This is a genomic window from Prevotella sp. P6B4 (assembly GCF_000619985.1).
GTDB lineage: Bacteria > Bacteroidota > Bacteroidia > Bacteroidales > Bacteroidaceae > Prevotella.
The window spans coordinates 16,733-37,988 of the sequence record NZ_JHVE01000015.1 but is presented as its reverse complement, the minus strand read 5'-3'; the positions used below and the strand labels follow the sequence as shown (position 1 = coordinate 37,988).

The following is a 21,256-nucleotide window of genomic DNA, read 5'->3' as shown; positions in this document are numbered from 1 at the left end:
AAATTTACAAAAAAGTAGTTACTTTTGCAAGAAAAATTGGAAAATAATGGCAGAAGATAAGAAAATTGTGATAGATTCGGCTCAAGCGTGGTTGCTGGCGGCTCGTCCTAAAACGTTGTCTGGAGCGGCTGTTCCTGTAATGATTGGTGTGGCTTTAGCCTATGCTGATTCGGCTTTGTATGGTGAAGGCATTTTCAGTTGGACAGCTGCCATACTATGTCTGCTTTTTGCTTTCGCAATGCAGATTGATGCGAACTTCATCAATGACTTCTATGATTTTGTCAATGGTACCGATGACGCCGAAACGCGTTTGGGGCCGCGTAGAGCCTGTGCACAAGGATGGGTGAAACTTGATTCTATGAAGAAAGCTATTGCTCTGACTACCTGTTTGGCGTGTGTGATTGGCTTACCGCTCGTTTACTTTGGTGGTTGGGAAATGGTGCTTATCGGTATGTTGTGCGTGGTTTTCGCCTTTCTTTATACTACTTGGTTTTCTTATCAGGGATTGGGTGATATCCTGGTGCTGGTATTCTTTGGTATAGTGCCGGTTTGCTGTACATATTATGTTCAGTTGCATACTGTCAGTTGGCAGGTCTTTCTGGCTTCGATAGCCTGTGGCTTGGTCATTGATGCGCTCTTGATAGTAAATAATTTCCGTGATAGGGATAATGACCGTGAAGCGGGTAAACAAACGATTATTGTGCGTTTGGGAGCTGAGGCTGGTTTGCAGCTGTATGTTGGCGTTGGTGTCGGGGCTGTCATCTTGGGCGGTACTTTCCTAATGAACGGACACGTGTTGGCATTCTTATTCCCTTTTATATACCTGATGCTTCATTTCTATACCTATTTGAAGATGAAGCGTATATACCAAGGAAAAGCGCTGAATCTCTGCTTAGGAGAAACAGCGCGTAATATCTTTATCTATGGTGTCTGCGTTAGCTTAGGAGTGATTCTTCTTTAGTTGAAGAATGGCCAGGAAACGCCGAAGTGAAGTACTGAACCATTGACGGGGTAGTGTGGCGTGAGGAATTTCATGTGATTGCCTCCACCATTTACTACATTGCTCATCACTAAGAAAAATCTGACACCCTTTAACGTCATGTTGGCATAAACGTCTACAAACGGATAGCCACCTAACTTGATGCGACTTTCCTCGTTCTTCTGAACAGCAAACTGGTTGATGGCCGCGCAGAAGTCGGGGGCGTAATACTTTGAGAAGAAGGTGGCATCAGCACCCAATTCAACTCCAAGAACCTTGGCAATCTTAAACTTCAGATAGAGGTTTGAGAAGATGTTCCAATCGGGTAATGGCAGTACATCCTGATTGCTTGAATTCTGATATGTGAGAATATTCTCCCAGTTTAATGCGCCTATGCGGAAGTTCTGATGAATCTGGGCTGTGAGTATATTCAGGCTTTTGCTCTCCTGAAGTACGGATGCCGTCATATTCTTGCGTCCTCCGTCTGCTGTCAAGTCGTAACTCATGCCATAGTAGGTGTAGTTCTTGATGTTATCGATAGCTACACGTAACTTCGTATCGGTTTTCTGGTAACTGAATGTGCCCTCAATGCGACTACGTGTCTCCTGATCAAGATTCAAGTCCCACCAGAGGTGTTTTGAATGATACTTTGACTGGAAGAACACTGGGTAGCAATGGTATAAATAGGCTGATGCTGCCAGTTGAACGGTATCGCCGAACAATGGGAAATTCAGATCGGTGCTGAAGTCGATGGTGTAGTCGCCTTTGTCGGCTCCGGCTATCCATGTCTCTGCAGTCGCGTTGAAGTGCAGCGTCTTGCCTTGAGTTTTGCTGAGTTGGGCGCCTATGCTCAGATCGTATTCGTTCCAATTATTCCAGAATAGGTTGCCATTTTCGATATCAGGCATGGAATAGGTGCAATAATCATAGGTGACAAATCCCTTTAAGCCTGCCTTCATATATTTATTGAATCCCTCAAGAAGTGCCAGTCCAAGGGTGTTCTTGATACGGAAATGCTTGGTCTGGTCGTAGATGGAGTCATTGCCGTATTTCAGGCCCTGATTATAATAGGTGTCCTTATAATAGTCCGCAGGGGCGTTGTATGCCTGATAGATGTGGTTGTAATTGTCGATGTCGAGTGTGTGAATGAAACTTGTCACTGGTACATACTCTCTCTTCATGGTCGCATCGATAGAATCCTGGATGGCTTGAAGATGATTCAGACTATCGATAGCGGCTTGTCCGTCAACTTTGATACGTGTGGTATCTGCGGCTATGGTGAGTTGGTCTTGCTGAGGTTCTTTGCCCATCACCTTTGCTCCTTCAGGGCGACCTGTAGGCTTGGGCTGCTCCTTGTTCCTACGGCTTTCTTTTATGTCCTGATGTTGTTTTTCTATGTCAGCTTCATGCTCTTTTTGTGATTCCTTGGCAAACTGTCGTGCCTTTATTTCTTCATCACTCATCTTGACCATGCGATAGAATCCCAGATTATAGCGATGGGATAGGTAGATGTGTTGATGGTCGTTGCGGTTCCAGTTCTTAGAAAGTACGGTAGGAATCTCGCTTTCTGTGTAGTTGTCGGTGAATGATTCAGGATGGGTCACATAGTCGTCAGAAGTGATACCTCCGTTTTCGGCAGTCTTCTGGTGAGCGGCGTTGAAGAAGAAATGCATCTGATAACGATCGCCCAGATAAGAGGAGAAGATGGTTCCGTTAAAATGCGCGATACTCTGGTTGCTGTAGTAGCCACGAGCATAGGCATAATCAAGGTCGAAGCCGAAATTCAGACGTTTATTGGCGTTGACGGCAAATTTTGCATCTATATGGTCTTCGCCATTGGTCTTGTCGCCACAATTGTCATAGAGTATACTGGTATATGGCGATAGAGTATTCATAAAAAGAAATGCATCGGGCTGCTTCTTGACAAAACTGTAGGGCTCTGTGAATATATGATACTCGCCATATGGACGGTCAATGAATATACGACTCATGCGGGCACTGTAGTTGTTACCAGTGGTGTTGTAGTCGCCATACATGCCGGTGTTGAAGGTGGTGTTCATAAACAGATGGGACAGGGTGTCTGGCTCTGTAGGAATTACATCGCCGAATCTCCTATCGATAGTCCATGAATAGAGTCCCTTGGGGATTACTTTATTCTGGGTCGTATCCTTGCTGTGTTTGTTGAAGTTTCCGTTACCACTTCGTTGAGAGATGTTTCCGTCCTCGTCAATTTGATTAAACTGACGATCAGTCTGGGCACTTAGTTGGCTAAGTGTCAGCAGTGCTAAAATAAGTGTAGTAAGTCTTCTGTACATGGATTACTTGATCATTCGCATTGATGATTCTGCTATCTTAAAGCACATCGAAAACAGGATAATATAGGTTCCCGTAGTCTTATCGGAAGTCAGGTACCAGATGACTCCCACTACGGCCATAATCATAAAAATGATATTCAGTATGTTGCGTATCTGATCTTTATTCATTATTAATTATTTTCGTTAAGCAGCGTATTGAACTTGTTGAAGATGAAGTCCTTACGATCTATTGTTTTTCTTCTGAATTTAGAAGAGAGCGGATAAAGCTTAGTGCGCTTCTTGTTGACTGCATACTTGTCTGTGATCCAAGTTTCTGCATCATAGTGAACAGGCTTGCGATCCATATCATAATCGTATGTGATACGTGTTATTTTGATTTCAGCCTTTCCGTTAGCGCACTTAACAAATAGCTGGAAATTGAATTTCGTGCGGTCAAGCGAAAGCGCTGAACTCTTGAAGACCAACCACTCATGAAAGACGGCGCCCAATTCGTAGGTCTCTGAATTCTGAAGGGCTATGGTGCTATTGGCAATCTGGTTGGGCTCGTTCACCATCTTGGTCATCTGCTTGAGCAGGATGTCGTAGATTTGTTGAGCTGACTTGCCTGGAGCAGTGATGGTTGTCTGCCAGCAAACTTTGCCGTCAACAACGGGGACTGCGCCTTCTGCCAGATATTTGGCATCAGGATTCTCTTTTTGAACGGGTTCCTGTTCTATTCGTTCCCAGGTGTTATCCTGAGCTGCTGCTAACATGGGCATTGCCATCAGGATGGCTATCAAAAACTTTTTCATTTTCTTTGTTATATTAATAAAACCGTGCAAAAGTACTAATTTTTAGTGAATAGTGAAAGGTGAATAGTGAATAATTTGCTACTGCTTTTGTTTTTTTTGTATATTTTCACGTTTAACTATCCACTATTTCTAATTGCTTTTACTTCTTACTTCAGTTCCAGTTCCTTTTGTAGGCGAACAATTTCGTCGCGGTATTGCGCAGCTTGTAGGAAGTCGAGTGCTTTAGCGGCTTCTTTCATTTTCCTGGTCGTTTCTTCTATCAGCTTCTCCATCTGTGGTCTGGTCATGCGTTGCTCAATTGGATCGGCTGCTATCATTTTGCCAGTGTCGCCATTCTCTGCTGCCAGGGAGATGTCGCGTATCAGTTCCTTGGTATCGGCTCTGTTCTCTTTCTGTAAGGCGCTGAACGTCAGGTTCTTAATAATCTGCTTTGGAGTGATGTGATGCTCCTCGTTATACCTCATCTGCTTGATGCGGCGACGTAATGTCTCGTCGATAGTCAGTTGCATTGAAGCTGTGATGGTGTCGGCGTACATAATCACTTTTCCATTGACGTTTCTGGCGGCTCGACCTGCTGTCTGTGTCAGGCTGCGGTGGCTGCGCAGAAATCCTTCTTTGTCGGCATCGAGGATGGCTACGAGCGATACTTCGGGCAGGTCAAGGCCTTCGCGTAACAGGTTGACGCCTACCAATACGTCGTAGACGCCTTGGCGTAGGTCGCTTAGAATTTTTACACGATCAAGTGTGGCTACGTCGCTATGGATATAAGCGGTGCTTACGCTGTGGTTCAGTAGATACTCGGTCAATTCCTCGGCCATACGTTTGGTCAGGGTGGTGATGAGTACGCGTTCGCCACGATTTCTGCGGGTCAGGATCTCGTCCATTAAATCGTCTATCTGATTCTCGCTGGGGCGGACTTCGATTTCCGGGTCAAGCAGTCCTGTGGGGCGGATGACTTGTTCTACGACAACGCCTTCTGCCTCGTTTAGCTCGTAGTCGGCTGGTGTTGCGCTGACGTAGATGACCTGATTGACCTCTTCCTGGAATTCCTCAAACTTCAGCGGGCGATTGTCGAAGGCTGCAGGCAGGCGGAAACCATATTCTACGAGGTTCTGCTTGCGACTTCTGTCGCCTCCGTACATGGCGCTGATCTGAGGCACGCTGACGTGGCTCTCATCGATAATAAGCAGGTAGTCATCGGGGAAGAAATCCAACAGACAGTACGGGCGTTCTCCGGCTTTTCGGCCATCGAAATAGCGGCTGTAGTTCTCGATGCCAGAGCAATGCCCCAGTTCTTTGATCATCTCCATGTCGTACTCTACACGCTCCTTGATGCGCTGGGCTTTGATGGAGTCGCCTGCTTCCTCGAAGAAGAGTACTTGTTTCATCAGGTCGTCCTGAATCTGGTGGATGGCGATGTTGGTCTGCTCTTGCGAGGTCATGAAGAGGTTGGCGGGGTAGAGGCGGTATTCGTCGAAGCTGGCCAGACGGTCGAAGGTTACAGCATCCATCTCTTCGATGGCGTCAATCTCGTCGTCCCAGAATGTGATGCGGAGCACCACCTCGCTATAAGCCATTGCTATGTCAACGGTGTCGCCTTTTACGCGGAAGTTGCCGCGCTGCAAATCCAGATCGTTCCTGACGTATAAAGCCTGTACTAACTTTCTTAACAAGGCGTTGCGGTCGAGAATCTGGCCTTTTTTCAGTTCTATCACGTTCTCCTGTAAGGCAACGGGGCTGCCCATACCATAAATACATGAAACTGATGATACAACGACTACGTCATTGCGGCCTGATAATAAGTTAGATACGGCTGATAGTCTTAGGCGATCGATCTCGTCGTTGATAGCCAGGTCTTTTTCGATATAAGTGTCTGTACTCGGTAGATATGCCTCTGGCTGATAATAGTCATAATAGCTTACATAATATTCGACTGCATTCTGAGGGAAAAAGCCCTTCATTTCTTCGTATAGCTGGGCAGCAAGGGTCTTGTTATGACTCAGAATCAGGGTGGGGCGGTTGTGCTGGGCAATGACGTTTGCCATTGTAAACGTCTTACCTGAGCCCGTGACTCCAAGTAGTACTTGAGCACGGTCTCCGCGATCCAATCCTTCAGTCAGTTGGCGTATTGCCTCAGGCTGGTCGCCTGTAGGTTTGTATTCCGATGTTAGTATAAATTTACTCATTGAGTGTGCAAAGATACGAATAAGTTATTAAAAAAACATCAAAAAACACCAAAAACATGTATTAAAACTTTGTTATTTGCGCGAAAAGTGCTAATTTTGCACCCCGAATATGAATAAAGGTATCATAACATTAGCATGTGTGGCCTTGCTTGTTAGCAGTTGCGCCTCTGAGTTTAACAGTGTCTACAAGTATGGAGACGCTGATTATAAGTATGAGTACGCAAAAGAGGCATTCGCATGTGGAAAGTTCCAGCAGGCTACTACGCTTCTGGAAGAACTGGTGACTATCAAGAAGGGCTCTGATGAGGCTCAGGAATGTCTTTATATGTTAGGTATGGCTCAGTATGGTAATATGGATTACGATGCTGCTTCGGAGACCTTCAGGAAATATACGTCCAGCTATCCTCGTGGTACTTATGCTGAACTGGCTTATTTCTATGTTGGTCAGTCGCTCTATCAGAGTGCGCCAGAACCCCGTCTCGATCAGTCGCCTACCAATGGTGCCATCACTGCCTATCAGCAGTTCATAGATCTCTTCCCTGAGTCGCAACTCCGTTCTCAGGCGCAGGCTCGTCTTTATGAGCTGCATGATAAACTGATTCAGAAGGAGTATCTCTCAGCAGAACTCTACTACAATCTGGGAGGCTATTTCGGAAATATCAACTCGAATGATGAGAGTAACTATAATGCCTGCATCATTACGGCTCAGAATTGTCTGAAGAGCTATCCTTATTGCAGTATTCGCGAGGACTTGATGCTGCTGATTATGAAAGCAAAGTTCGAGTTGGCTGAGAACAGTTCGGAAGAGAAACGCTTGGACCGCTATCGTGATGCAGAGGATGAGTGCTATGGATTCCTGAACGAGTTCCCCGAGTCAAAGAATGCCCAGTTGGCAGAGAAATATATCAATAAGTGCAAAAAAGTTATTAAAGATTAAGATATGGATTATAAGAAGTCAAAAGCACCGGTTAACACCGTAACACGTAACATTATGGATCTGTGTGATGACACAGGTAATATCTACGAGAGCGTAGCTATCATTGGCAAGCGTGCTAATCAGATCAGCCTGCAGATTAAGGACGATCTCTCAAAGAAGCTGGCTGAGTTCGCTTCATACAACGATTCGCTCGAGGAGGTATTCGAGAATCGTGAGCAGATCGAGATTTCTCGTTACTACGAAAAGCTGCCAAAACCAAGTCTTCTGGCTACTCAGGAGTTTATTGAGGATAAGGTTTACTGGCGTGATCCTTCTCGCGAGAACCAGAACCAGGAAGATTAATATGATACAGCGTAAGCAGACATTATATCTTTTGGCGGCCATTATTATGACCGTCATTTGTCTTTGTATGCAGATAGGCTCGTTTAAGCTGGGAGGCATCGAGGTGGCCAGAGTGTATAATCTTTGGTTTACCGATCCAGTTGGCAAGCACCATTTCGATACCTGGCCTCTTATGGCTGTGCTGTTGCCTACTACAGCGATTGCTGCCTATACCATATTTATGTATAACAACCGCAAGATGCAGGCGTTGTTCTGTCTCTTCAATGTGTTGTTTATCATTGGTTGGTATGTGGTATTCTTTGTTGTAGGTCAGATGGTGGGCGATAAGTCGTGGGGAGCCGTTAGTTTCCGTCCCACATGGCCGGCTGTGTTCCCGGCTATCGCATTGATACTCTATCTGATGGCGCGCCGAGCTATCCTGGCAGATGAAAAGCTGGTCCGCTCGATGGACAGAATCCGATAAACACAGTAATCCCCTCCACATTTTGGAGGGGATTATTGTTAAGGTTATGCCACTTTCTTTCGGAACTTTTTGTTTGCGCCAACTCCGATTTCTTCAATTAGTTCGAACTTTTTCCATCGGCTTACTGAGCTGCGATAGGATGAGTCGCTGTAGCCAGGGCCTTTGGCATCCTTCACATCAGCGTAGGTAAACTCCTTGGGCAGTTTGTCGAAGGTGGTTTTGTCGCTGATGGTGCGAACCTCGGCGGGGGCGTTCTGTGCCTGCTGACTCTCAATCATATTGCCCAGCATGCGCATCTGCGTGTCCAGACAGTAGTCGGCCATCATCAGCATGAAATCTACACAGACCTTTGATTCGCGCTCCTCACCTGAAAGGAGATAGAACACTACGGCACAACGGAAGGCGATGACTGCTGCACGGCGGCGGAAGTTATCCATCACTTCATCGTTGTTCTTCAGGGCCAGTATGCGCTTGCCTTCAACCCATTTGCTGATAGCTTTGCGCAGGCGAGGCGTGTCAACGTAGCCTTTCAGTTCGCTCAGTCGGCGTGCTGCCTGCTGGATGGCTTCCTGTTCTTCGTCTGACAAGGGACGGTACTTGGGCATCTTGGCAAAACGGGTGTCGGGCAGCTCAGATATCAGTACGCGGCCTCCTAGTCCGTTCTCGGCATTGTCGCGCTGGAAACATTTGTTGAACGAGCCGTAGGTGCCAAAGATGGTCCAGTTGTAGATAACCTGTACATCACCCGATTCGGCCTGATCGCTGTTGTAATCCTGGCCCCATTCAGCACGGTCGAACGAGTAGCGATAGATGTCGTACTTGGCGCTCCAGTTGCCTGCCGAATTGGTCTTCAGCAGGGTGTCGAGCTCTTCGCAGAACGAGTACAGACAATGTCCGGGTGCACCTTTAAATCGCTTAAGCAAGGTAGAGTTCGATACCGTGATAGGCAGCTTGCGGATAGGTAACTGAGGCATCTCCTGTGCGCGCTCGTTGGCTTTGCGGCACTTGTTCTTCTGCTTGATTTCATCCTCCTGACGGCGATAGGCATCCGACTCGTCTTTCAGAATCTTCATCCAGCACTCTACGGCCTCTTTACAGCCCGATTTACCACCTGCCTGGCGGGCTACGATAATCGACATCAGTCCGAGGTACTGCTTCTTCTCGTCGGCATACATCACTTCTACCTGGTCGGCATAGGTGGCTGCAATGGGCATGATGGCGCACAGTACGTTCATCTGCATCTCCTTAGGTGCAGCCATTACGGGCTCACGCAGGCCTGAGGGCAGCAGTTTGGCTATCAGTTTGCGGCGGTGCTTGTTGCTGGTTTCCTGGGCATCTTCGGCTTCGATGGCTTCTTCATCGTCGTTGTCGCCAAAGGCCTCGGCCAGTATCTCACGCTGGCGCTTGGTAAGGGCTGCGTTGGGATCGGTTTTCTTGTAGAAGTCGTCGATGAGCTTCTGGCAATCATCCTCAGTAGCATACTCAGGCATGCGATGGCGCACTACTGCAATCATCTGTGCCTTAGAAATCAATCGGCTGGCACCTATCGAGAGAATGCTTAGCAGCGAGTTGTGGCGTACACCCTCTATCTGCAGCGAACGCTCTGTGAGTCCTGCCTCTTCCATAAACAGGTCGAACACTTTCAGGTAGCGCATGTCGGGCTTCGCGGGTACATCATTAATAGTAGTAACTTCCATCGCGGGCTGGACTGCTGTTTTGGTGCAGCTGTCCTCCCAAGGGCGATAGTGCTTGTTGGCCTTCTTGGCGCCTGCGGGTACCTCTTCAAGTCCCAGCTTCTCGCGCTCCTTCAATGTTTTGTACTCCTGTTCGCTCTCTTCGATGGTCATTGTCTCATCAAAGATGGCGTCGTCCAGGTACAGCAGTTCTTCGGCATCGGCTGTGGTGGTAAACATCACACGTCCCAGGTCGTGCGCCCCATTATCCATCTCGGTCTGGGTGAGGATGGATACGCGTACCTGATTCTCCAGGATGGTCTTACCTTTCTCGCGGCGCAGCACCAGGTGCAGGCCGTAGCGGGCCGAGCGGCTCATCTCCAGCAGGCCGATTTCGCTTTTCATCTCCATCAGCTTCTTGGCGATGCGGTTGCTCTCTACCAGACTTTCGCAATCAATGTCGTAGGCAAACATCGAGCTGGGGTGGCAGGCGCCTTCTACTTTGCCGTCGGGCATCAAGTCGTTGTAGGCCATCTGCAGTAGCTGTTTCTTGGCCACTTCGTCGCCCTTTCTGGCGAGTGCTAGGCGCATTCGGTTCTGCTCGCTGTTGCGCAGGTTAAAGTACTCCTCCTTCGAGTTGATGGGCTGTGCCATCTTTTTTCCATTCACAATAAAAATACGTCGCATATATTACTAGTATTGCTGGTTAGGCCTCCCCGGCACCGTGCCTTCGTTTGACCTTAGCGAGTGCAAAACTAGTAATAAAAATAATGCAAGATTGGATTCTTCCGGAGGTGTCCGAATGGGTGGTTTCTTAGTCCGAAAATAGTTTGTTGTGTAGTCCGAACGGGTGGTTTTTCGGACACCCGCTCGGACATAATTCTTTATTTGAATTTCTTGAAATCGTTTTTGTATTCATCATAGAGCTTGTCGTCGTACGGGCATTCTTTCTCCATGTCGGTATATGAGTAATAGCTTGAACTGTCGTTCTTGCATGAGTTACCAAATTCGTTGTCGAACCATGCGTACGAGGGCCTTTCGCAGAATGCACCCGATTGGAGTGCTGCGCGTATAGGGCGCGATGAACGTTTAGGCGTGTTTTGGCCATCAATCATCTTGTGCAGTAGTTGCAAAATTAAATGTGCATGCTCTGGATGCTTGCAGTATTGTTTGGTGGCATTTATGCTCTCTGTACTTACTATACTTATGTCGAAACCATATTTCCGACCACGACCATTAATTACGTCGTGGATAATCGCTATCTGGTCGAGCATCAGCATAAATCTATCCAACAACCCCGAATCCTGTATGCCGTTTGCACCATAGGCATACTGCGCTACATATTTCCATCCATCTTGCTCCTTCATGCACATCATCCAATGTTGCCCTGCCTCGGTGCCAGCAAACTGGTTAATGAGTTCGGTACGTTTCTTACTTAGCATTTGGAGTTTTAATGCAGGTGGGGCCGATTTTAGCAGATGCTCAATCTGTGGTATGGATGTGCCGTACGAAGCTAATAGCCGGGTGGCAAATATCCATTCGGCACGCTTGTCGCTGTCGGTCTCCAGCAGTTCTTGTTCTTTTATATTCCAGGGCTTGGTGCCCTCATTGCGTATCAATCTGTAAACCTCACTTCTTATTGCGGTTAAATCAAATGTTTTGTTGAGTTCGCTATCTGAAAGATTTACGAATTCTTTGCGCGCTGTTGAGTGGGGGGCTTCTTCGTCAAAACTTCTCATAGTGTTGCTAGCTTTTGTGTGGTTAATCCTCGGGTTTTGCTGCAGCTTCTCTCCAATACAGGCGGCTGAAGTAATCCAGCAGGTAGCCTTGTTCTATCGAGTAGCCTTTGCCGTAATTAATGTCGTAGCCCTGTGCTTGCAGTTTTTCGGCTGCCATTTTTACCATGTCCTGTGCATAGTTTTCTTTTCCAGCCTCGCTCCAGATGTATGGGCGTGAGGGCAGACTGCTGATGGCGGTTTTCAGGGTGTCGCGTGCAATAGCACCCAGTTCGTCGTCGATGTTCTTAGGTAGCAATCCCCACATGGCATCGTGCAGTACTATCTCGTCCATCGATAAGCCGTGCTGCTTGCCATCGGCTATGTGAGCGTTCACCTCGTCAACTTTGGCTATCACTACGTTTACAAAATCTTTTGCTGCCAGCTTGCCACTCTCGTAGTCGCTCCATTCGTACCAGCTGTCGGCATAAAAATCCTGGGCGGCATCGTAATAGTTCGATATCTTATCCAACTCCACACGTCGTACTATGTAGGCTGTCCATGCGGCAACATCGTGCAGCGGTGTGGTTTCCAGCCATGTTCGCAGTTCTTTGTTGTCGAGTGTGAACTGTGGGGCGTACATGGCGTTTATCTGCTCCGTAAAGTCATCGTCGTTCCAATGCGGCTCGCAAACTATGGTATCTTCGCGCGCGCACGTACCTTTTAATATAACGTTAATATCGAATGGCTTGTGAGTTATCAAGTGCCAAGCCAATGCTTGCAGCGGTGTTTGCCCCTCGCGACGGCAAATGTCAAACTGCGGATCGGCCAATAGTTGGTCAAGCTTTTCAAGTGATTCTATTTTGTATTGCATAAATTTGGGTAAGTTTACTGTTACTGCTTGCAAAGGTACGGCTTTTTATTTAACCCACCAAATGTTTTCGAGGCTATTGTTGCGAGCAAGTGTTGCAATGTTGCCGTTGCAACGTTGCATGAAGGAGTATAATAACTATTTTAAATTATTTCTATTTATCATAATCCGCTAATATATATCGGATATCCATCCTGTGTAGGGGTAGGATAGTCCTTATTGCAACGTTGCAACGGCAACGCTGCAACGTTTACCTGTTAGCGTGTGTGTGCTCAGGATGGTGAAAATGTACTGTTTGTGCGGCTCAAATGTATTGTTTTTTCGTTGTGAGTGTATAGCTCGTGGCTGCCGCTTGTACGGAGCAGAAATCTTGCGTGTTGCTATGCGTGCCAGCGCTCAAATACAGAAAAATTATTTCCCTAGTTAGAGAGAAAAAAATTCCTCACGGGCCCGCAAAAAACGAGCCGTAATGTATCTGGTAGATAGATTACGGGTATCTCATAGATAAGTTACGGCAATCTCCTAGATAAGTACCGCCTTGTAAAAATCCTTCAAAATCGGCAATCACCTACCACGTTATTTATGCATGTTTCTTTTTATACTCCTGCGGATATATGCCGGTGGCACGCTTGTAGTATCGGCAGAAATTAGCGGTGGATGAGAAACCGAGTTGGTAGGCTGTCTCCTTGACCGTCTTTTCGGGATGAATATCCATGATAAGCTTCGCCTGTGTTGCTACATACTGCTGAATCCACTCCAAAGGCGAGAGACCGTTGCTGTATTGACGGAATATTTTTGAGAAATAACGCGGATCGTAGTGCATCAGCCCCGCATAGTAATTTACATTGCGATTCTCGCGGTAGTGTTCTACCACCAGATCGCAGAACTGTTTGTAAATCGTAGCCGGACGGCTCTCCGTCCATTGTCTGTCCTGCTCGCGACGATAGTAATTGACAAACTCGTAGCCCACAGCCAGATGCGACAATAATATCTGCCGCCGCAGTTGCAGGTCAGTGGTGTCGTGCGAAGCAATGGCTTCTAACAGTTCGAGCAACGCCATCATGCGCTTGGCTTGCACATCGGTAAGATGGCAGTGTGGCGCGTAGTTGAACTTGTGTGAATCATGACTAAAGGCATGCGCCTTCAGCTCGCTAATCATTTCTGCAGAGATAAAAACGCGTGTATAAGTGAAATCGTCTGAACACGCGATGCTTCGATACACATGGCCGGGCATGAGGATTCCATAGTCGTCTTTTTCAATTGTAAACTCCTGCATGTCGAATTTGACACGCGCACTACCGCGAAGACATAAAAGAGAAACTACATGAGGAAACACGATATCCTCGCCCGTAAAGTGGAAACCGTGTATCTCCTTATCCACACGCACTCCGTTTTGCTCAACGAACTGTAACAACTGTGCTAACGTTGGCTCTGTCTGCATCATTCTTTTGACATTTATGGCTGCAAAATTACAACTTTTATTTCAAATTTCATCAGAAAATCACACTTTTTGACAATAAAAGGACAAGAATCGACAATATTTTATTTCTGCAATAGTTGTACACCTCACAAAAAAGCAGTACTTTTGCCGAAATTTTAAAAATCTCTGAACATAGATTGGTATATTTAATAGGAATGGAAACAGACAAGAAGAGCTTTACATTAGGCGAAATCGCAGATTTACCATGGTTGACCTCACAAATCAACAAGAAATATGAGTATATGATAACCTCGCGATACATCTGCATACGTGAGGAATCCGAGGGTCAGCGCGGCATTCTGCTGAAAGTACTGGGCAAGACACCCCGTAAGTATATCACGATGCAGGGTGGTAAACCTTTTTGTAAGGACGACAAGTACGAGGGCTTTAACTTCGACACATATTACAGTTTCCGTTTCCCGTTGATGAAAGAACTACAGACTGTGCTAGATATCCTAAAAAAAGACCCAAGCCTCCTCAATATATTCGAGAAGGCAGGAATGCCCATAAACCCCGATTCTACATTCTGGGTGCGCGACACGGCCAGCCGCCTCTTCTTCCTCAAGGAGCCGCAATACTACGACGCAAGCCAAGGCCAAATCGCCACCACCTCAGACAACGAAACCCATCACCGTCTGACCATAGCCTATTTCTACAAGTCGAATATAAGTTGGTGAATGAGAATAGGAAGCCTGAGGCGGATTCTTATCTAACTTGAATGAAGATGGAGAAGAAGTAGATTTTTATATACTCAGAATGGCATTTACTAATAGTTTAATTAGAATTTAAATATAATTTCTTGCAAATATCAATAATAATCTTTATCTTTGCAATTGAGAAATATCGAAAGAGTTCTAACTGAAATAATTAAGCTTATGAAAAAACGACTGATTGCATGTTTAATGCTGTTGATGGGAATAACTACTGCATCGGCACAAGAGTCTTATGAGCGTGGGGTTTTTAACCACGTAGGTTTGAATGTATCGGCAAGCACCGAGGGTATCGGTGTGGGTGTAGCTGCACCTATTACCGACTATCTGGAACTGAGTGCTGGTGTGAACTTTATGCCAGGCATCAAGATTAAAGGAGACGTTAACGTAAATTACAACATTTCTCCCGACATACCAGTATATGTACCCAGCAAAGACAAAGTAAAAATTACAGGAAACCTGAAGCGCACAACGATGGATGTGAAGCTGAATATCTATCCATTCGGAGGTAATTCCACTTTCTTCGTGGCTGGTGGTTTCTCGTTTGGCGGCGAGAAGCTTGGCAAACTGAATGGTCACAGCGACGCTATACAGGGTATTATCGAAGATTATCCTGCATTTAAAGACGTGATTCTGAATGGCATCTCTGCCGAACTTGACAAATATAATGTTAAGTTTGACGACAAGGGTGATATCAACGGTGACATCCGCGTAAAGAATTTCCGTCCATATGTCGGACTGGGTGTGGGACGCCTGGTACCCAAGCATCGCGTAGGTTTCCGTTTCGAGGCTGGCTGCCAGTTTATGGGAAAACTTAAAGTATATCAGGACAATAAGGAGGTTAAGATAAACGAGTTGAATGATAGCGATGACGACATTTCGAAGCTTATTGATAAGTTGACAGTTTATCCAGTGCTGAAACTTACGATAACAGGACGCATATTCTAAACAAAAACAATAATCCCCACTCACAAACGAGTGGGGATTACTATTTCAGATAAAATAGGATTACTGCTTATCCAGTTCGGCCAGGTTCTGGGCAATCATCTCGTCAGTAACGGTGTAGTTCTGCAAGTCGCCCTTGATGAATGAATCATAGCTTGGCATATCGATAAGTCCGTGACCTGAGAGGTTGAAGAGGATAACCTTCTCTTCGCCTGTCTCCTTGCACTTCTTGGCTTCACGGATAGTGGCTGCGATAGCGTGACAGCTCTCTGGAGCAGGGATGATACCCTCGGTGCGTGCAAACAGCATACCAGCCTCGAAGGTCTCGAGCTGTGGAATATCGACACCACGCATCAGACCGTCCTTCAGCAACTGGCTCACAATCATACCTGCACCATGATAGCGCAGACCACCAGCGTGGATGTTGCTGGGCTTGAAGTTATGACCCAGGGTGAACATAGGCAGCAGTGGGGTATAACCAGCCTCGTCGCCGAAGTCGTAGCGGAACTGACCACGTGTGAGCTTAGGACAGCTGTCGGGCTCGGCAGCGATAAACTCGGTCTTCTTGCCATCGCACAGGTTGTGGCGCATGAATGGGAAGGCGATACCACCGAAGTTTGAACCACCACCAAAGCAAGCAATCACGATATCAGGATACTCGCCAGCCATCTCCATCTGCTTCTCGGCCTCAAGACCGATGATGGTCTGATGCAAACCTACGTGGTTTAATACCGAACCTAAGGTGTATTTACAGTTTGGTGTAGTTGTAGCCAGCTCAACAGCCTCAGAGATGGCTGTACCTAATGAACCTGAATGGGTAGGATCCTTAGTCAGGATGTCCTTACCGGCGCGGGTTGACATCGAAGGTGAACCCTCTACCACAGCACCAAAGGTACGCATGATGCTTGAACGGTATGGCTTCTGCTGCATGGTAATCTTTACCTGATAAACAGCGCAGTCGAGACCATAGATTTTGGCAGCGTATGAAAGGGCTGCTCCCCACTGTCCGGCACCGGTTTCGGTGGTTACGTTAGTGGTGCCTTCCTGCTTGGCATAGTAGCACTGAGGAATGGCAGAGTTGATTTTATGTGAACCCAATGGGTTGGTGCTTTCGTTCTTGAAATAGATATGGGCAGGTGTTCCCAAAGCCTCTTCAAGTGCATAGGCGCGTACCAATGGAGTAGAACGATAGAACTTGTACTTCTCGAGCACCTCTTCTGGAATATCAATCCAGCGATGCTCAGTATCAAGCTCCTGTACACAGCACTCACGAGGGAAGATGTGTGCCAGATCGTCTACACCCAGAGGCTGCTTGGTGGCAGGATGGATGGGAGGCATTGGTTTGGTTGGCATGTCTGCCTGAATGTTGTACCACTGTGTGGGAATCTCACTCTCTTGGAGGATGAATTTTTTTTGTTTAGACATAATATAATACGTTTTAGAATTTGGAATTCCGACTGCAAAGATAACATTTTTCGTTGATAATTGACAGTTGGTAATTGATAATTTTGAAAAAAAGTGTAACTTTGCACCCAATTATGTGGATGATTGCAATAATATTAGGCTATTTTGCAGTTTTGTTCGCTATCAGCCGACTGACTGCACGGCGTGCTACGAATGAAACCTTCTTTCGCGGCAATCGTCAGTCGCCTTGGTATATGGTGGCATTTGGCATGGTGGGAGCCTCGATATCTGGTGTGACCTTTGTGTCAGTGCCGGGTATGGTGACCCAAATCGATATGACTTATATGCAAACCTGTTTGGGATTTATATTGGGTTATATCGCTGTGGCTTTCATTCTGCTTCCCCTCTATTATCGCCTGAACCTGACAACCATCTATTCCTATCTGGGACAGCGATTGGGGCAGCGTGCCTACAAGACTGGGGCCTCGTTTTTCCTGCTATCTAAGATGATAGGCGCCGTGGTGCGTTTTTATGTGGTCTGTATGATTCTGCAGCAGTTCGTATTCGATGAGATGGGCATCCCGTTTGTGGTAACCGTATCGGCGATGGTTGCCCTTATCTGGTTATACACACGGGGCGGGGGCATCAAGACGCTGGTCTGGACGGATACATTTCAAACCATCTGTCTGTTCTCTGCTCTTCTCCTTATTATATATAAGGTGGTGGGCGAATTGGGATTGACGATACCTGAGGCTGTTAGTGCCATAGCTGCCGATGAACATAGCAGGATGTTTGTGATGGATGATTGGGTTTCGAAGCAGAATTTCTGGAAGCAGTTTCTGAGTGGTGTGTTCATCGTCATTGTGATGACGGGCCTCGATCAGGATATGATGCAGAAGAACCTGACTTGCAAATCGCTGCGCGAAGCCCAGAAGGATATGTGTACGTATGGCGTGGCTTTTGTACCTGCTAATTTGTTGTTCCTCTCGCTGGGGGCTCTGTTGGTGATGCTGGGCGAGAGTGGGGTGTCTGATGCGCTGCTGCCTGGATTCGTTCAGCGTAGCGGACTGTCGGTATTGGTTCCCTTTACAATAGGTATCGTGGCGGCATCGTTCTCGAGTGCTGATTCTGCCTTGACCTCGCTAACTACCAGCTATTGTGTGGATATCAGGGGTAGGGCAGGTGACGAAATACTACGCAAACGGGCGCATCTGATGATCAGTCTGATGTTTGTGGTGATGATTCTGTTGTTCAGAATGCTGAACTCTACCAGCGTTATTGATGCCATCTATACCATCTGCGGATATACCTACGGTCCGCTTTTAGGCCTCTTTGCCTTTGGCATGTTGACCAAGCGTATGCCTCGTGACCATTATGTGCCATATATCTGTATAGCATCGCCATTGGTGTGTTATGCCATTGATGCATTAACCTGGTATTTGGCAGGCTATCACTTCGGTTATGAACTATTGATGATGAATGGTGCGTTTACTTTTCTTGGCCTCCTCGTCTCAAGTTCTGCAAACTCTCCAAAAACTCCTTCGGCTGAGTGCCAAACTGCTTCTTGAAGCATGTGGCAAAATAACGTGGGTCGTGGAATCCAACACTGTATGCCAAATCGCTGACTCTCAGATTAGGATTCTCCATGCCCAGTCGTCTGGCCTCTTTCATTCTGACATCGCGGATGAAGGTCGATACGTTCATGCCTGTAATTGAGCGCAGCTTGTTATATAAGGTAGAAGCACTGGTTCCCATATCAGCAGCTAATGCGTCTCTATCGTAGGATTCGTCATCAATATGGGCATGAATATGTTCTAATACGTGGTTGACAAAGATCTCGTCAGGATTTGGGGCTTTCGAAATATGGTGTATCTCTTCTTCTGCCGACATCTGACTGTATTCCGTCTGCATTCGCTTTCGGTTCTCAATGATATTATCGATGCGTAGTTTCAGATCACCCAGGCGGAATGGTTTTCTGAGATATTCGTCGGCACCGCATTGGAGTGCCTCCTTCTCGTCTTCCTCCTGGGTCTTTGCTGTCAGGAGGATGATGGGCAGGTGATTGAAATTGGGGTCTGTTTTGATGGCTTTTGTCAGTTCCAGTCCATCCATCTCGGGCATCATCACATCAGAGATGATTAAGTCGAGATCCTTTTCGCGAATCACTTTCATGGCTTCGCTGCCATTTCGGGCTATATACACATGGTAGCTCGACTTAAGCAGTTGTTGCATCAGCATCAGAAGTTCCAGATTATCCTCAACTACAAGCAGCTTGTAGCCATCCTCTGTAGGCTCTTCTGGGTCTGCATTTATATCTGGTATAATCGTGTTGATATCAACAATCGCATTCTTTGGAATATTGAAGTCTATCTTGTGCTGTTCATCTATCTGATTAGGAGCGAACGCTTCTTTATTAATAGGTAGTTTTACTATGAACTCGGTTCCTTGCCCAACTACGCTTTTACAATTGATGGTTCCTTTGTGCAGATACACCAGATCACGTGTCAATGAGAGGCCCAGACCTGTGCCGATCGTTTGATGTTGACGATAGTCACCATCATGGAAACGCTTGAACAGGTGTTTCATCTGTTTGGGGGATATGCCGTCTCCATCATCGCTCACGGTGATTTCTATCTCGTCGTAATTGGTATTGGTGATGGCACTGATGGAAACATTACCGCCTTCTTTGCCGTATTTTGCAGCATTCGACAGAAGGTTATAGATGATTTTGTCCAATTTGTCAGTATCAATCCACCCCATCATGCTCTCTGGTTGACAGGTGATGGTGAATTTCATGTCCTTTTTGGCAATGAGTGGCCCAATACATTCTGCTGTTTGGCGGATGTATTTCATCACATCGCCTTGAGCAACCATCAGTCTGAGTTGGCCAGCCTCTGATTTGCTGGTTTCCAATATCTGTTGCAGTAGCCTTACCATGCGCTGGATATTGAATTGCATCAGATCATATTCGTGACAATACTGGGGTTCCGTATCACGAAGTTTGTCTACTGAAGCAGAGATGACTGAAAGCGGGGTGAGTAACTCGTGCGTGATATTTGTAAAAATCGCACTCATCTGAATTCTTCTCCGTACTTGTTGGCTTCGCAGATACAGACGTCTTCCTGCGAAGAAAATAATGGTCACTATCGCCATTATTAGGAGGGTTAATAGTAAACGGCTGTCCATTATTGATAAAATTGACTTGTGCAAAAATAGTTATTTTTTTAATACGAGCCTAATTATTTCGATAAAATTTGCTTTTTGAAGCGTTAAAATGTTTAAAAATGATGATTTTATGTTGATTTTTAGTTAAATCACGCATTTTAAACATTAAAAATCTTAATTTAAACACGTATTTAAAAAACTTGATGTATATTTGCAGCAGAAAAAGATTTTAATGGTTAAGGTTTATGGTTGATTAATTTAGTTTTTTAAGTAATTTGGTGAAAAGGTTCGTCGTGAGACGAGCCTTTTCAAATTATATTACCTGTTCAACAAGAATCTCTCAGCTTCGATAGCTGCTTGGCAGCCAGAACCTGCAGCGGAGATAGCCTGTCGATATACGGGGTCAGCGCAATCGCCTGCAACAAATACGCCTGGAATCTTGGTCTTTGGCGTACCGTCAATCTTCTTCAGATAGCCTGTCTCGTCCATATCCAACCACTCCTTGAAAATGTCGGTGTTGGGCTTGTGGCCAATTGCAAGGAAGAATCCGTCGATAGCAATGTCAACCAGTTCCTCATCGGCTTCACCCTTACGCTTAACCAGATGGGCACCTTCAACACCATTCTCGCCATAAAGACCAAGGGTATTATGCTCGAAAAGAATCTCGATGTTCTCGTTCTCCTTTACGCGCTGTTGCATCACCTGAGAAGCGCGAAGGAAAGGTTTGCGGACAATCAGGTAGACCTTTTTGGCCAGTCCTGCCAGATAGAGAGCGTCTTCGCAAGCGGTATCGCCGCCACCTACTACTGCCACAGTCTTCTTGCGATAGAAGAAACCATCGCAGGTAGCGCATGCAGAAACCCCCTGTCCGTTGTACTTGCGCTCGTCGTCAAGTCCTAAATACTTGGCAGAAGCACCAGTGGCAATAATTACGGTATCAGCTTCAATCTCTGTACCATCGTCGGCAGTGCAAACGTATGGAGCTTTCGAAAAGTCAACCTTGACAATCTCTCCACTACGGATATCTGTTCCAAAGCGTTGAGCCTGTTCCAGCAGATCCATCATCATCTGATTGCCGTCAACACCCTGAGGATAACCTGGGAAGTTCTCAACCTCTGTGGTCTGGGTGAGCTGTCCGCCTGGCTGCATGCCGCTATACTCGATTGGACTCAAGTTGGCACGTGAGGCATAAATGGCTGCAGTATAACCTGCGGGGCCACTACCGATAATTAAACACTTGGTATGTTCCATATGATAACTGTTTATTATGATGTTGGCTA

The 21,256-nt window shown here is 46.4% G+C and carries 18 protein-coding genes; 7 read left to right on the top strand and 11 right to left on the bottom strand.

What is annotated here, in order from left to right; genetic code table 11:
* Positions 1 to 46 precede the first annotated feature (46 nt).
* Complete coding sequence (menA, locus tag T491_RS0110645; protein ID WP_028903873.1) at positions 47 to 961, top strand: 1,4-dihydroxy-2-naphthoate octaprenyltransferase; 915 nt, start codon at positions 47 to 49, stop codon at positions 959 to 961.
* Here menA and T491_RS0110640 read toward each other — a convergent pair.
* The 4 genes from T491_RS0110640 to uvrB form a co-directional block, all read right to left on the bottom strand.
* Positions 958 to 3,294, bottom strand: coding sequence for a putative porin (locus T491_RS0110640; protein WP_028903872.1), 2,337 nt, complete (start codon positions 3,292 to 3,294; stop codon positions 958 to 960). The two genes, menA and T491_RS0110640, sit on opposite strands and share 4 nt — an antisense overlap.
* A 3-nt stretch (positions 3,295 to 3,297) precedes the next feature.
* A complete protein-coding gene (locus T491_RS17925; protein WP_197018854.1) occupies positions 3,298 to 3,462 on the bottom strand; it encodes a hypothetical protein in 165 nt (54 codons plus the stop codon).
* A 2-nt stretch (positions 3,463 to 3,464) separates the two neighbouring features.
* Positions 3,465 to 4,085, bottom strand: a complete 621-nt coding sequence (locus T491_RS0110635) for a DUF4468 domain-containing protein (protein WP_028903871.1) — start codon at positions 4,083 to 4,085, stop codon at positions 3,465 to 3,467.
* 146 nt (positions 4,086 to 4,231) lie between these two features.
* The gene (uvrB, locus tag T491_RS0110630) at positions 4,232 to 6,271 is read right to left on the bottom strand and encodes an excinuclease ABC subunit UvrB (protein WP_028903870.1); all 2,040 of its coding nucleotides are present in this window, start codon (positions 6,269 to 6,271) and stop codon (positions 4,232 to 4,234) included.
* Between the two features lie 109 nt (positions 6,272 to 6,380).
* On the opposite strand from uvrB, the gene T491_RS0110625 reads away from it, so the two are divergent.
* Genes T491_RS0110625 through T491_RS0110615 form a run of 3 tightly spaced genes read left to right on the top strand, consistent with a single transcriptional unit; the run spans position 6,381 to position 8,013 of the window.
* Positions 6,381 to 7,208, top strand: a complete 828-nt coding sequence (locus T491_RS0110625; RefSeq protein WP_028903869.1) for an outer membrane protein assembly factor BamD — start codon at positions 6,381 to 6,383, stop codon at positions 7,206 to 7,208.
* A 3-nt stretch (positions 7,209 to 7,211) separates the two neighbouring features.
* Positions 7,212 to 7,550 carry a DNA-directed RNA polymerase subunit omega gene (locus T491_RS0110620; protein ID WP_028903868.1) on the top strand — a complete coding sequence of 113 codons (339 nt, stop codon included), beginning with the start codon at positions 7,212 to 7,214 and terminating at the stop codon, positions 7,548 to 7,550.
* A gap of 1 nt (position 7,551) precedes the next feature.
* On the top strand, positions 7,552 to 8,013 hold the full coding sequence (locus T491_RS0110615; protein ID WP_028903867.1) for a DUF4293 domain-containing protein: 462 nt from the start codon (positions 7,552 to 7,554) through the stop codon (positions 8,011 to 8,013).
* Positions 8,014 to 8,057: 44 nt separating this feature from the next.
* On the opposite strand, the gene T491_RS16325 is transcribed toward T491_RS0110615, so the two are convergent.
* The 4 genes from T491_RS16325 to T491_RS0110595 form a co-directional block, all read right to left on the bottom strand.
* Positions 8,058 to 10,373 (bottom strand): hypothetical protein, encoded by a 2,316-nt coding sequence (locus tag T491_RS16325; RefSeq protein ID WP_155950112.1) that lies wholly within the window; start codon positions 10,371 to 10,373, stop codon positions 8,058 to 8,060.
* Positions 10,374 to 10,570: 197 nt separating this feature from the next.
* Positions 10,571 to 11,425, bottom strand: coding sequence for a hypothetical protein (locus tag T491_RS0110605; protein WP_155950111.1), 855 nt, complete (start codon positions 11,423 to 11,425; stop codon positions 10,571 to 10,573).
* Positions 11,426 to 11,447: 22 nt separating this feature from the next.
* Positions 11,448 to 12,275 (bottom strand): hypothetical protein, encoded by an 828-nt coding sequence (locus T491_RS0110600; RefSeq protein ID WP_028903865.1) that lies wholly within the window; start codon positions 12,273 to 12,275, stop codon positions 11,448 to 11,450.
* Positions 12,276 to 12,852: 577 nt separating this feature from the next.
* Positions 12,853 to 13,716 (bottom strand): helix-turn-helix domain-containing protein, encoded by an 864-nt coding sequence (locus tag T491_RS0110595; RefSeq protein WP_028903864.1) that lies wholly within the window; start codon positions 13,714 to 13,716, stop codon positions 12,853 to 12,855.
* 191 nt (positions 13,717 to 13,907) lie between these two features.
* Here T491_RS0110595 and T491_RS0110590 point away from each other — a divergent pair, with 191 nt between their 5' ends.
* A complete protein-coding gene (locus T491_RS0110590; RefSeq protein WP_028903863.1) occupies positions 13,908 to 14,429 on the top strand; it encodes a hypothetical protein in 522 nt (173 codons plus the stop codon).
* A gap of 198 nt (positions 14,430 to 14,627) precedes the next feature.
* Positions 14,628 to 15,410, top strand: a complete 783-nt coding sequence (locus T491_RS0110585; protein WP_028903862.1) for a hypothetical protein — start codon at positions 14,628 to 14,630, stop codon at positions 15,408 to 15,410.
* A gap of 60 nt (positions 15,411 to 15,470) precedes the next feature.
* On the opposite strand, the gene T491_RS0110580 is transcribed toward T491_RS0110585, so the two are convergent.
* Positions 15,471 to 16,832: a TrpB-like pyridoxal phosphate-dependent enzyme gene (locus T491_RS0110580; protein ID WP_028903861.1), complete on the bottom strand. Its 1,362-nt coding sequence runs from the start codon at positions 16,830 to 16,832 to the stop codon at positions 15,471 to 15,473.
* A gap of 113 nt (positions 16,833 to 16,945) precedes the next feature.
* Here T491_RS0110580 and T491_RS0110575 point away from each other — a divergent pair, with 113 nt between their 5' ends.
* Complete coding sequence (locus tag T491_RS0110575; protein WP_028903860.1) at positions 16,946 to 18,379, top strand: sodium:solute symporter; 1,434 nt, start codon at positions 16,946 to 16,948, stop codon at positions 18,377 to 18,379.
* On the opposite strand, the gene T491_RS0110570 is transcribed toward T491_RS0110575, so the two are convergent.
* The gene (locus T491_RS0110570) at positions 18,300 to 19,886 is read right to left on the bottom strand and encodes a response regulator (RefSeq protein ID WP_197018853.1); all 1,587 of its coding nucleotides are present in this window, start codon (positions 19,884 to 19,886) and stop codon (positions 18,300 to 18,302) included. The genes T491_RS0110575 and T491_RS0110570 overlap by 80 nt on opposite strands.
* Before the next feature lie 408 nt (positions 19,887 to 20,294).
* Positions 20,295 to 21,227, bottom strand: coding sequence for a thioredoxin-disulfide reductase (gene trxB, locus T491_RS0110565; protein ID WP_028903858.1), 933 nt, complete (start codon positions 21,225 to 21,227; stop codon positions 20,295 to 20,297).
* Between the last annotated feature and the right edge of the window lie 29 nt (positions 21,228 to 21,256).

Excerpts from the sequence above, each read along its gene's own strand:
- menA (WP_028903873.1), top strand. The coding sequence starts at position 47 with ATGGCAGAAGATAAGAAAATTGTGATAGATTCGGCTCAAGCGTGGTTG.
- T491_RS0110640 (WP_028903872.1), bottom strand. The coding sequence starts at position 3,294 with ATGTACAGAAGACTTACTACACTTATTTTAGCACTGCTGACACTTAGC.
- T491_RS17925 (WP_197018854.1), bottom strand. The coding sequence starts at position 3,462 with ATGAATAAAGATCAGATACGCAACATACTGAATATCATTTTTATGATT.
- T491_RS0110635 (WP_028903871.1), bottom strand. The coding sequence starts at position 4,085 with ATGAAAAAGTTTTTGATAGCCATCCTGATGGCAATGCCCATGTTAGCA.
- uvrB (WP_028903870.1), bottom strand. The coding sequence starts at position 6,271 with ATGAGTAAATTTATACTAACATCGGAATACAAACCTACAGGCGACCAG.
- T491_RS0110625 (WP_028903869.1), top strand. The coding sequence starts at position 6,381 with ATGAATAAAGGTATCATAACATTAGCATGTGTGGCCTTGCTTGTTAGC.
- T491_RS0110620 (WP_028903868.1), top strand. The coding sequence starts at position 7,212 with ATGGATTATAAGAAGTCAAAAGCACCGGTTAACACCGTAACACGTAAC.
- T491_RS0110615 (WP_028903867.1), top strand. The coding sequence starts at position 7,552 with ATGATACAGCGTAAGCAGACATTATATCTTTTGGCGGCCATTATTATG.
- T491_RS16325 (WP_155950112.1), bottom strand. The coding sequence starts at position 10,373 with ATGCGACGTATTTTTATTGTGAATGGAAAAAAGATGGCACAGCCCATC.
- T491_RS0110605 (WP_155950111.1), bottom strand. The coding sequence starts at position 11,425 with ATGAGAAGTTTTGACGAAGAAGCCCCCCACTCAACAGCGCGCAAAGAA.
- T491_RS0110600 (WP_028903865.1), bottom strand. The coding sequence starts at position 12,275 with ATGCAATACAAAATAGAATCACTTGAAAAGCTTGACCAACTATTGGCC.
- T491_RS0110595 (WP_028903864.1), bottom strand. The coding sequence starts at position 13,716 with ATGATGCAGACAGAGCCAACGTTAGCACAGTTGTTACAGTTCGTTGAG.
- T491_RS0110590 (WP_028903863.1), top strand. The coding sequence starts at position 13,908 with ATGGAAACAGACAAGAAGAGCTTTACATTAGGCGAAATCGCAGATTTA.
- T491_RS0110585 (WP_028903862.1), top strand. The coding sequence starts at position 14,628 with ATGAAAAAACGACTGATTGCATGTTTAATGCTGTTGATGGGAATAACT.
- T491_RS0110580 (WP_028903861.1), bottom strand. The coding sequence starts at position 16,832 with ATGTCTAAACAAAAAAAATTCATCCTCCAAGAGAGTGAGATTCCCACA.
- T491_RS0110575 (WP_028903860.1), top strand. The coding sequence starts at position 16,946 with ATGTGGATGATTGCAATAATATTAGGCTATTTTGCAGTTTTGTTCGCT.
- T491_RS0110570 (WP_197018853.1), bottom strand. The coding sequence starts at position 19,886 with ATGAGTGCGATTTTTACAAATATCACGCACGAGTTACTCACCCCGCTT.
- trxB (WP_028903858.1), bottom strand. The coding sequence starts at position 21,227 with ATGGAACATACCAAGTGTTTAATTATCGGTAGTGGCCCCGCAGGTTAT.